Origin of the sequence: Clostridium sp. KLE 1755 (genome assembly GCF_000466465.2) — a bacterium.
Classification (GTDB): Bacteria; Bacillota; Clostridia; order Lachnospirales; family Lachnospiraceae; genus Eisenbergiella; species Eisenbergiella porci.
Genome location: NZ_KE992745.1, coordinates 85885 through 94293, shown reverse-complemented (window position 1 = coordinate 94293; position 8409 = coordinate 85885). Strand labels below are relative to the sequence as shown.

Genomic DNA, 8409 nt, shown 5'->3' with positions numbered 1-8409 from the left:
CCGCATCGGGAAAACAGGAAACAATAACGGCAGTCATCAGGGAGCCGGAAACCGTGACGCCGGCGGAACCGAATGTGCTGCTGCTGGACCGCGCCGCCTGGAGGCTGGACGAGGGCGCCTGGCAGCCGGAGGAGGATATCCTGCGCCTGGATAACAGCATCCGTTCCATACTGGGCTATCCGCACCGGCAGGATGCCTATACCCAGCCCTGGAGAATCCGGGAATCGCCTGAGAAGAACCAGGTGAGCCTGCGGGTGGAAATCTGGTCGGAAATGGATACCGGAGAATTGAAGCTGGCTATGGAGAGGCCGGAGAAAGCGGTAATCCGGTGGAACGGAACGTTCTGTGATGCAAAAACGGATGGCTGGTATGTGGATTCCTTTATCCATACTGTGCCTGTTCCCGGACTTGTGAAAGGAAAAAATGAACTGCTTCTTAGTATTCCGTTTGGCAGGAAAACCAACCTGGAAAACATGTATCTTCTTGGGGATTTCGGCGTCAGGCTGCAGGGAACGAGGGCTGTGGTGACAGAAAAAGAAAAGAAGCTTTACTTCGGGGATATCACCAGGCAGGGGCTTGCGTTCTACGGAGGAAATATCACCTATGCCATGCACTTTACCTTGGAGCGGGAACAGGAAACAATCCTGCGGGTGCCGCATTTTGCAGCGCCTGTGCTTGAGGCAAGGGTGGATGGCAGGAGCGTGGGGCTGATAGCCCTTGCACCTCATACGCTGCGGGCAGGGAAGCTTTCCGCGGGCAGACATCTATTGGAAATCTGCGCCTTTGGGAACCGGTTCAATACCTTCGGCACGCTGCATAACTGCAATGAGGAATATAAATGGTACGGGCCGGATTCTTACAGAACCAGGGGAAGCGAATGGAGCGAGGCCTGGTGTGTAAGGCCTGCGGGCATCCTGTCCCGGGTGGAAATCCTGGAAGGAAGGCCTGACTGAAAAGGAGAAGAAAAATGATTGAGTTAAGCGATACACGGATACAAAAATATATGACGCCATACCGTTATCCCAAATCGGTCCTTCACGGTTCCGGTATGGAGGGCGCTTTTGACAGCATGGCGGTTGACATTCCGTTTGTATTCCGGCATCAGGACTGTTTTTACATGCTTTATACCGGCTTTGACGGCAAGGGCTACCAGTCCGCGCTGGCGGTGAGCGATGATTTGCTCCACTGGAAGCATAAGGCCGTGATTCTGAAGCGGCATATGGAAAGCGACCGCTGGGACCGCATCGGCGGGGCTGCTACCTGGATGATTAAGGAAAACGACAGCCTCTGGGAGGTTCCCCGGCTGAAGAAGGTGGACGGCAAATACTGGATGGTCTACCACTCCTACCCCGGCACCGGCTACGAGAGCGGTCCGGCGGAAATCGGCCTTGCCTGGACACAGGATGAGGAGCTGCTGGACTGGCATTTCCCGGACAAACCGGTTTTCTCCTGGAGAGATGGGGAGGCATGGGAGGCAGGGGGACTTTATAAGGCCTGTATTATTCAAAATGACGGACTCTGGTACATGTTTTATAATGCCAAGGATAAGAAGGAACGATGGACGGAACAGACGGGCATGGCTTGGTCCCCGGATCTGGAGCATTGGACCCGCTGCCGGGAAAATCCGGTGCTCCGGGTAAATCCGGATTCCTGGGATGAAAGATTTGTATCCGACCCCTGCATTGTAAAGGACGGCGATGTCTGGGTAAACTTCTATTTCGGCTATGGCAGGATGTACGAAGACGGCCATACCCATGCCCAGGAGGGACTGGCGCTTTCCAGGGATCTGTTTACATGGGAAAAAGTAAAGGAACCTATCCTTACCTATGGAAAGCCGGGCGCAATCGACAGCGGTCACGCCCATAAAGCCTCCGTGCTGTTTTATAACGGCATACTTTATCATTTTTACTGTGGGACACGGCCTGCACAGGAGGGTGACGCCGCGCAGGCTTATGGGGAATACAGAACGATATGCCTGGCGAGCCAGGAAAAGGTGTGGTAATTTACAGCAGGCGTCTGATGCCTGAGACCGAAAAGCGGGGAATCCGGCTGTGGATCCTGGGAATGTTTCCGGGGGAAATTGCAGCCTATAAGGAAACGAATAGAGCGGGAACCGGAGCAATCCGCACATATGCTCTGGTTTCTGCCATATGCGCTAAAGGGCGCAGATAGGAGCAGCAATGAAAAAAGCAGACAGAATTTATTACGGAGGGGATTACAACCCCGACCAGTGGGATGATAAAACGATTGAAGAGGATATGCGGCTTTTCAAAAAGGCGGGGATCAACCTCCTGACCCTCCCTGTTTTTTCCTGGGCCAGGCTGGAGCCTGACGAAGGCGTTTATTGCTTTGAATGGCTGGACAGGATTATCGATAAGATATGGGAGAACGGCATTTACGTATGCCTGGCCACGCCCACAACCGCGCAGCCGGCCTGGCTGTCCACCAGATACCCGGAGGTGCTGCCGGTAGATATTGCGGGCAGGAAGCGTACCCACGGCATGCGTGTTTTCTTCTGTGTCAATAGCCTGAAATACCGGGAACGCGCGGCGGCGATCGCGGAGGAGATGGCAAAAAGGTACGCGCATCATCCTGCGCTTGCCATGTGGCATGTGTCCAATGAATACGGAACCTACTGCTATTGCCCCACCTGCCAGGCCAAATTCCGGCTCTGGCTGCGCAGGCGTTACGGCACGCTGGAGGAGCTGAACCGCAGATGGCATACTTCTTTCTGGGGCAGGGTTCTTACCAGCTTTGAGGAAGTGACGCTGCCTACGGAGTTAAATGATGATTATCGTTTCAATCCTGCTATCCAGCTGGATTATATGCGCTTTGTCACCGACTCCACCGCAGAGTGTTTTATGAATGAGTACCAGGTGCTGAAAAAATACAATCCCGAAATCCCCATTCAGACCAACATGTCCGGCTATATCAAAAAACTGGATCAGTTTACATTGACCAAAAATCTGGACATCGTGGGCTGGGATAATTACCCGTGGCCTGACGATCCGCCGTATTTTGTGGCAATGAAGCATGATATCATGCGGGGGCTGAAGGGCGGACGTTCCTTTATCCTGACGGAGCAGTCACCGAACCAGCAGAACTGGCAGCCCTATAACCTGCTCAAACGCCCCGGCGAGGTGCGTAGACTGTCCTACCAGGCCATGGCTCATGGCGCGGATACCTGCCTGTTTTTCCAGATGCGCCAGTCCATTGCCGGACAGGAAAAATTCCATGGGGCCGTTATCAGCCACTCCGGCCGGGAGGATACCCGGGTGTTCCGGGAATGCACACAGCTTGGGAAAGAGCTTCAGAGCCTGGGAGACAGCTTCCTGGAGGGGCGCACGCCTGCGAAGGCGGGAATCCTGTTTGACTGGAATAACTGGTGGGCGTTGGAGCTGGCAAGCGGCCCCAGCAAGGATATGGATTATCTGAAGACAGTTTCTCTGTATTATGAAACCCTGTACCGTCAGAATATCCCGGTGGATATTCTTCCTTACGACGCAGAGGTGTCCGGCTATGATTTGATAGTGGCGCCCATGCTCTATATGACAAAGGAAGGAGTGGCGGAGCGCCTTAAGGATTTCGTGCGGGACGGCGGCACACTGGTAACCACCGTAATGTCCGGCCTGGCAGATGAAAACGACCGTTGTATTTTCGGCGCTTATCCGGGAAAGCTGAAGGACCTGCTTGGAATCTGGGTGGAGGAAACCGACGCTCTGCGTCCCTATGAGAAAAACCGCATGAAGCTTTCCGATAAGCTGGCACTTGCGAAGGCGGAGTATGACTGCGGCTTCCTGTGCGATATCATTCATACCGAGGGCGGCGCGCAGGTGCTGGCGGCATATGGGGAGGATTTTTATGCGGGATGCCCCTGTGTCACTGAGAATTCTTATGGAAAAGGAAAAGCCTATTATATCGGCACGCAGCCTGAGCAGGCATTTTTGGATGATTTTATGGAAATGGTATGCGGCGGCTGCGGCCTGAAGCCCATCTGCCAGACATCGGAGGACGTGGAGGTGACGCTGCGCGTTTCCGAAAAAGCGGAGGTGATGTTTATCATCAACCATGGAAAAACAGAGGGCTATATAGATTTCGGTACGGATACGCTGACCGGGCTTTTGGATCAGACGAAGCTTACAGGACGGATGATTATCGCACCCGGGGATGTAATTGTGGCAAGGAGAGGATAAGCGTTTGGCAGTGCATTTCAAACGATCAATGTGGTATCGCAGGCTTGCCGGCGGTATACAGGAGGTGAAAAATGGAAAAAAAGATATTATTCCCACAGGCGGGAGGCTTCCTTCATGGAGGCGATTATAATCCGGAGCAATGGCTGGATCGGCCGGATATCCTTAAAGAAGATGTCCGTATGATGAAAAAAGCAGGGGTAAACTGCGTCACGCTGGGCGTTTTTTCCTGGTCCGTTTATGAACCTGCAGAAGGGGAGTTTCATTTCGGATGGCTGGAAAAAATCATGGATCATCTGTACGAAAACGGCATCTTTACCATTCTGGCCACACCCTCCGGCGCCCGTCCAGCCTGGCTGGACGAGGCGTATCCTGAGGCCATGCGCGTCAGCCGGCAGGGGATGCGCAATCACCACGGCGTACGGCATAACCATTGCATGAGCTCACCGGAGTACCGTAAAAAGACGGCGGATATGGATCGCAGGCTGGCGGAACGCTTTGGTTCCCATCCCGGCCTGTTGATGTACCACATCTCCAACGAGCTGGGAGGCGAGTGCTTCTGTCCGTTGTGCACCGCCCGTTTCCAGTCCTACCTTTCGGAGAAATTTGACCATGATATAGAAAAGCTCAACCAGGCCTGGTGGACCACCTTCTGGAGCCACCGCTACAGCAGCTTTTCCCAGGTTGAGCCGCCCTTTGCCAACGGAGAAGGCAGCATTATGGGGCTGAATCTGGAATGGAAACGCTTTACCACCTGGAATATGACCGATTTTTTGAAGGAAGAAATCAGGGCGCTTCGGGAAATTACCCCGTCCGTGCCGGTGACCACCAATTTTATGATGCTCTATAATGGTCTGGATTACCGTAAAATGGCCAGGGAGCTGGATGTGATTTCCTGGGACAGCTATCCCCGGTTCCATAATGATGAAGAGACTTTATTCGAAACCATGGCGGAAAATGCCTTCCATCACACCGTCATGCGTTCCATGAAAAAGGAAAAGCCCTTTATGCTCATGGAAAGCGCTCCCGGCCTGGTGAACTGGCATCCCTTCAACAAGGTGAAGCGTCCCGGCGTCCATAAGCTGTTCTGCCTGCAGACGGCGGCCTGCGGGTCCGATACCGTGCAGTATTTCCAATGGAGAAAGGGAAGAGGTTCCTTTGAACAGTATCATGGTGCCATCGTGGATCATCTGGGCACTGATGACACCCGGATTTTCCGGGAAACAGCCCAGGTGGGAGAGCTTCTGAAAAAAATAGCGCCTGCTGCCGGAACCTGTGTGAGGGCCAGGGCGGCCCTGCTTTTTGACTGGGATAACCGCTGGGCGATCCAGGATGTGAAGGCCCTGGCGGAAACTACAAAATGCTATGAAAAAACCTGTATTTCCATTTGGAAGGAATTCCTGAAAATGGGAGTGGAAATGGACGTGGTTCCATCGGACGATGATTTTTCCGGTTATGATGTCATTGTGGCTCCCATGCTTTACCTGCTGCAGCCTGGGACCGCTTCCTGTCTGAAACAGTTTGTTGAAAGAGGCGGCCAGCTGCTGGCAACCTATTTTACCGGATATGTGGATGATAATGCGCTTTGCTTCATGGGCGGCTTTCCGGGAAACGGTTTATCGGAGCTGTTTGGCATCATCAGTGAAGAGATCGACACCCTGTATCCCTCCGACCGAAACCACATCCGTTTCGGGAACGGCTGGGAAGACTGGGAGGTTAGGGATTACGCCGAGATACTCCGGTTAACAGGTGCCGAGATTCTGGGGCGGTATACCGATGATTTTTACCAGGGCGGCGCAGCGCTTACCCGGAAACGGTACGGAAAGGGAAACGCCTATTATTCGGCAGCCAGATGCTGCCCTGGGCAGATGCGCCCTCTGTTTGAACAAATGCTGACACAGGCAGTCATCCCTGTAAAGCAGCTTCCGGAGGGAGTGGAATACCATGTGAGAACCGGAGATGAGGGTGCGTACGAGTTCTATCTGAATTATGGCACCGCTCCGGCCTGCGTACAGGAGGTATACGGACAGGATATGCTGACCGGATCGGAGGTTTCCGGAACGCTTACGCTGGAAGGCTATGGCGCGGCGGTGGTACGCAAGTAAGGTTTGATATTTAAGAAAATATCCGCTATACTGAGTATTAGATTTGTGCATTTTATGAATACTCATAGCTGTGTGGGTAAACTGCAAATACAAAGTTTTGACTGCAGGTTATTATCACGGCAGCATTCCCGGCAGGCGGAAAGGATGGAAGCGGATGGCAAGGACGGTAAGCATCGGACATCAGAATTTTTCAACATTACGTGAAAATGATTACTTTTATATTGATAAAACCGGATTTATCCGGGAATGGTGGGAAAATGGAGACAGTGTTACTCTGATAGCCAGGCCAAGGCGTTTCGGGAAGACTCTGACCATGAGCATGGTGGAGCAGTTTTTTTCTGTGGAATATGCAGACAGAAGTGAACTGTTCGAAGGCCTGTCTGTGTGGCAGGACGAAAAATACCGCAGCCTTCAGGGAACCTTTCCCGTTATCAGCCTCTCTTTTGCGAATGTGAAAGAAACCCGGTTTGAATCAGCGGTACAGAGAATCTGCCAGCTGCTGACCGATCTTTACAGCCGTAATTCATTTCTTCTGGAAGGAGAACTTCTGACCGGGGAAGAAAAGGTATTTTTCCGCAGTGTGAAAATGGATATGCCTCAGGTAGTGGCAACGCTGGCTGTCCATAAAATGTCGGAGTTCCTGTACCGCTATTATGGAAAAAAGGTTATTATTCTTTTGGATGAATATGATACGCCGATGCAGGAAGCCTTTGTCAATGGATATTGGGAAGAGCTGGTTTCCTTTGAACGAAATTTCTTTAATTCCGCGTTCAAGACGAATCCATGGCTTGACAGAGCATTGATGACGGGGATAACCAGAGTCAGTAAGGAATCCATTTTTTCAGATTTGAATAATCTTGTGGTGATAACAACAACCTCGGAGCTTTATGCTGAGTATTTTGGTTTTACGCAAAAAGAAGTTGATGATGCATTAAATGAATATCAGTGGCCTGAGCAAAAGGATGTAGTGAAAGAATGGTACGATGGCTTCACTTTTGGAAACAAAAAGGATATATACAATCCATGGTCGATCATCAATTTCCTGAAGTCCGGTAAAGTTGGGACATATTGGGCAAATACGAGCGCCAACAGCCTGGTTGGAAAGCTGATCAGGGAAGGAAGCAGAGATATCAAGCTTTCTTTTGAACAGCTTTTACAGGGAAAAACAATACGGACAAGTATAGATGAGCAGATCGTATTTAACCAGTTAAACCAGGATGAGAATGCCATCTGGAGCCTGCTTCTTGCCAGCGGGTATCTTAAAGTGGTGAGCTACAAGGCGGCAAATCCTGAAAAGGACGACTGGCAGCAGGAGTATGAGCTGGCCCTTACGAACCTGGAAGTAAGGCTTATGTTTTACAATATGGTACGCAGCTGGTTTGCAGGCTCAGGTTCCGATTATAATGAATTCGTAAAAGCATTGCTGCAGGATGATTTGGATGCCATGAATGAATATATGAACCGGGTGGCGCTTTCCACCTTCAGCTATTTTGATACGGGAAATAAGCCTGGCGGTCACACGCAGCCGGAACGTTTTTATCATGGCTTTGTGCTTGGGCTTATGGTGGATTTGGCTGATCGTTATACGGTATCCTCCAACCGGGAAAGTGGCTTTGGAAGATATGATATTATGCTGGAGCCAAAAAAGACGGGAGAGGATGCCATAATCCTGGAGTTTAAGGTGCGAAATCCCAGAAAGGAAGAAAGCCTGGAGGACACCGTTCAGTCGGCCCTTGTTCAGATAGAGGATAAAAATTATGCCAGGCTGCTGCTGGAAAAGGGAATTCCTGCAGAGCATATCCGAAAGTATGGCTTTGCTTTTGAAGGAAAAACCGTTTTGATTGGATAATGTGGCAATGAAGTGAGTGCTGCTGTATTAGCAAAGATGTGATTGCTATGACAGCGGCACTTTTTCTATGCAAAACGGCGTTAATTTTATGCAGCGGATATGCTTTGGCATTTTCAAATACGCTCCGGCATTCACTCCCTATCACTTTTACCATAAATCATCCGGCATATTATTCCAGATCTGAAAATTTTACTGCGAAATCATAATAAAATGCTATACTTATAAAAAAGCACATTTGCTAAAATGTATAATATAAGAAAATACA

General features: G+C 50.9%; 4 protein-coding genes and 1 pseudogene. All 5 read left to right on the top strand.

Annotated features, from left to right (window positions below):
• Positions 1-953, top strand: a pseudogene (locus HMPREF1548_RS30125) (hypothetical protein); the annotation flags it as partial.
• 14 nt (positions 954-967) lie between these two features.
• Positions 968-2002 (top strand): glycoside hydrolase family protein, encoded by a 1035-nt coding sequence (locus HMPREF1548_RS21545; protein WP_021638708.1) that lies wholly within the window; start codon positions 968-970, stop codon positions 2000-2002.
• Between the two features lie 178 nt (positions 2003-2180).
• Entirely contained in the window at positions 2181-4193 is a 2013-nt protein-coding gene (locus tag HMPREF1548_RS21540; protein WP_021638706.1) for a beta-galactosidase, read from the top strand.
• Positions 4194-4264: 71 nt separating this feature from the next.
• Positions 4265-6295, top strand: a complete 2031-nt coding sequence (locus HMPREF1548_RS21535; RefSeq protein WP_021638705.1) for a beta-galactosidase — start codon at positions 4265-4267, stop codon at positions 6293-6295.
• Positions 6296-6449: 154 nt separating this feature from the next.
• Positions 6450-8144, top strand: a complete 1695-nt coding sequence (locus tag HMPREF1548_RS21530; RefSeq protein WP_021638704.1) for an AAA family ATPase — start codon at positions 6450-6452, stop codon at positions 8142-8144.
• Positions 8145-8409 lie beyond the last annotated feature (265 nt).